This window comes from Campylobacter sp. CNRCH_2014_2849, from assembly GCF_025772845.1.
Taxonomy (GTDB): domain Bacteria; phylum Campylobacterota; class Campylobacteria; order Campylobacterales; family Campylobacteraceae; genus Campylobacter_D; species Campylobacter_D lari_D.
The window spans coordinates 1-2,494 of sequence record NZ_JAKMSW010000027.1; the positions used below are offsets into that span (position 1 = coordinate 1).

4 protein-coding genes are annotated in these 2,494 nt (G+C 24.9%); all 4 read right to left on the minus strand.

The features are described from left to right. On the minus strand, positions 1-213 hold a 213-nt coding region (locus L8X33_RS08475; protein WP_263670481.1), incomplete at its 3' end, for a hypothetical protein. A gap of 152 nt (positions 214-365) precedes the next feature. Continuing rightward, positions 366-710, minus strand: coding sequence for a hypothetical protein (locus L8X33_RS08480; RefSeq protein ID WP_263666970.1), 345 nt, complete (start codon positions 708-710; stop codon positions 366-368). Between the two features lie 43 nt (positions 711-753). Next, positions 754-1,521: a hypothetical protein gene (locus tag L8X33_RS08485; RefSeq protein WP_263666969.1), complete on the minus strand. Its 768-nt coding sequence runs from the start codon at positions 1,519-1,521 to the stop codon at positions 754-756. Positions 1,522-1,669: 148 nt separating this feature from the next. Further along, a partial coding sequence (locus L8X33_RS08490; protein ID WP_318529613.1) for a bacteriophage T4 gp5 trimerisation domain-containing protein occupies positions 1,670-2,494 on the minus strand: 825 nt, incomplete at its 5' end.

Sequence of the window (2,494 nt, forward strand, 5' to 3'; positions counted from 1 at the left end):
GTAGAGAGAGTGGGTGGTGGATGTTGCTTTTCCTCCTAAAGAAGTTATGTTTATTATGAATAGTTTTTTTGTTTTGGTTATTTTTTTAATTGTTGTTAAAATTCCTGATGGTGCTAAATAATACAAAGGTCTTTCATTGATATCTTTTATTAAATATTCTAGTATAATATTTCTAGAAGTTTCATTTTTAATAATATCTTTTAAAAAGTCCAATTCTTCTAGCGTCTGCCATTTATGAAAATCATCTAAAATAACACTTTTTTCTTGCCAATCTCTAAAACCTGAAATTCTAGCTAAAAAATCTCCAAAATCATAAAGTCCTATATAACAATCTTTTAATATCCTTAAGATGTTCCATTAATCCTTTATCTCTCATTTTCTAGCCTTTTTAATTTACAAAGAAGAAGTAAAACAATATTTATTAGTTTTCTAACAAGAAAGATAATTGCTAATAAGTAAAGCACTACTAATAATCCATATTTGACAAAAAAATATCCACCAAAAAATATTATAATTAAAAGCATACTATCTGGAATAAGCAATAAATATACAAAAGTATCATATATCCAGTTTATAATCTTACTAGAAACTCCATATTTACTTTTGCAATTTTTGCATTTTATTTCTAATTTGCCTGAGAATATATTCCAAATATTTTGTAATTTATTGATTTTTGTTTTACAAACTTCACATTCTTTATAAATAGACATTTATTTTTCCTATATAATTTAAAAATTATCTTTAAAATTTAAATTATCTTCCGCATGCATTTAATCTTCCTTTAGCAATATTTATGAAATAATTATATCTTTTTGCTTTATATATTGTTGGGTATATCATTTCTTGAATTTCGGTTTTTAGTTTTGTTTTATATAATAAATTCATTTTTTTATAAGAATTAATCATATTTTCTAATAACTGTTCTTTTTGAGGTATAGAACACATAAAGTTTTTATCTAGGCTTGAAGCAAATGGGATTAAATTAAAAAGAAAATAATCAGCATTAAAGGCTATTTTCATAAGTGCATAAGTGTCAGGCAATGCATCTATTTTGTTAATAAAAATGATATATCTATCCATAATGCTTATAAAATTATTCATTTCGTTTAAATTGGTAGTGCTATTAGAAGCAAGATAAAAATAATTAAGATTAGTTTCACTTTTTCTTCCAAATATACTTACTTTATTTCTAAGAGCTACCAAATAAGCATTGTCTAAACCTAAAATTTGCATAAATTTAAAATCTTTTTTAAAATTATGCATATAATTTAATAATTCTTTTTGATTAAGTTTTAATTCTTGATTTAAGTTTTGTTCTACAAAAACTTTTTTAAATTCTTCTTCGTTGCTCCAGAATAATTTAGATATCTCTTTTCTAATTTGATTTTCTTTTTCATAATAATACTTATCCCAAAAGATAAGCTCTAAAGGGCGATAAGCTAAGCTTATAAAAATAATCAAAGCTATAAGTAAACCGCAGGGTATATAAAATTTTTTAAGTTTATAAAAAGGTTTTTTCATTTATATTCCTTGGTATTTTAAAAATAGTTTATAAAATTTTCTATAAAAATCATAATGATATTTTTTTATACTATTTATTGTATTACTAATATTTGGCATTCTAAAATTTTTAAAATATAGTATTTATTTTCAAAAAAATACTATATATTTACTCCGCTTTAATTTCTCCACCTTTAACAACAAGGCCCTTAGAATCTATCACTACTTCTACTCCACCTGCTTTAATGATAACACAATCTGGTTTAGCATTAATCAATGTTTCTCCTACTTGTATAGTTGCCTCACTATCAGCCTTTAGATAGTGAGTTGTTTTTGCATAGGTAGTGATATTATCAGCCACCATACTTGTATTTTTATCGCTTTCAAATCCCATGGATTCATTGCTTGTAAAAAGAATATTGTCTTTGCTTTTATAATCTATCTCTTTTTCGCTCAAGACTTGTATTTTATTGCTTGTATTTATATTGTAATAACCTTCTATAATTTCTTTTTTGTTTCCTTTAACATTTCTAGTTTCATCTTTATGTATAATGGTATTTTTGTTTGCGCATATTTCAGTGTCTTTATTTTCTCCTATATATTCACTTGAATTTTTAGCTACTCTTAACTTGTTGTCTACTCCTACATTTAAAGTGTTAGATAATCCAACTATGGTGTCTTTAGATAAACCTACATTTATTAGATACTCAGCACCAACATTGACATTTTTAGCTAAATCTATGGTTTGCGTATGAACTTTTTTAATTCTTTCATTATAAATCCCATCCACCATAGAATCTTTATCATTTAAAATTCTTTGAGTAAAGTTGTGCTGAACCAATTCATCATAGTCTCTTTCTGCTTTTAGATAGATTTGTTCTTTATCTTTTAAGTTGGATAAAGTTAGTTCATTGTATCCTTGTTCGTATACTCCTATAGTTTTAGAGCTAATGGAAGTTTTGTGATCATGGTGTGGCAACGATACAAGAGGATC

Bases quoted from the DNA above. Each gene is read 5' to 3' on its own strand.
- L8X33_RS08480 (WP_263666970.1), bottom strand. From the start codon at position 710: ATGTCTATTTATAAAGAATGTGAAGTTTGTAAAACAAAAATCAATAAA.
- L8X33_RS08485 (WP_263666969.1), bottom strand. From the start codon at position 1,521: ATGAAAAAACCTTTTTATAAACTTAAAAAATTTTATATACCCTGCGGT.